The organism is Streptomyces sp. BE303 (assembly GCF_036290945.1).
In the GTDB taxonomy this organism is placed as follows: Bacteria; Actinomycetota; Actinomycetes; order Streptomycetales; family Streptomycetaceae; genus Kitasatospora.
In genome coordinates this window covers 1-506 of the sequence record NZ_JAQYWZ010000122.1, presented here as the reverse complement: position 1 = coordinate 506, position 506 = coordinate 1, and the positions used below count along the sequence as shown (strand labels likewise).

Below are 506 nucleotides of genomic sequence, written 5' to 3'. Positions count from 1 at the left end.
GTGCTCGATGGCGCTGGTCGGTGGTGTGACGGTCATGCCGACGGCGGATGTGTTCGTGGAGTTCTCGCGTCAGCGGGGTCTGGCGCCGGACGGCCGGTGCAAGTCGTTCGGTGCGGGTGCGGACGGGCCGGGGTGGTCCGAGGGTGTCGGCATGCTGCTCGTGGAGCGGTTGTCGTCTGCGAGGGCTGCCGGTCGGCAGGTCCTGGCGGTGGTGCGGGGCACGGCGGTCAATCAGGACGGTGCGTCGAACGGTCTGACGGCGCCGACCGGTCCGTCGCAGCAGCGGGTGATCCGGGCGGCGTTGGCGCAGGCGGGGTTGAACCCGCAGGACGTCGACGCGGTCGAGGCGCACGGCACCGGCACGTCGCTCGGCGACCCCTTCGAGGCCCAGGCCCTCCTGGCCACCTACGGTCAGGACCGTGACGGTGGTGACCCGCTCTGGCGCGGGGCGGTGAGGGCCAACATCGGCCACACGCTGGCGGCGGCCGGTGGCGCCGGCCGCAGCT

Annotated in this window: 1 protein-coding gene; it reads left to right on the top strand. The window is 73.5% G+C overall.

The features are described from left to right. On the top strand, positions 1–506 hold a 506-nt coding region (locus PUR56_RS00480; protein ID WP_329947373.1), incomplete at both ends, for a beta-ketoacyl [acyl carrier protein] synthase domain-containing protein.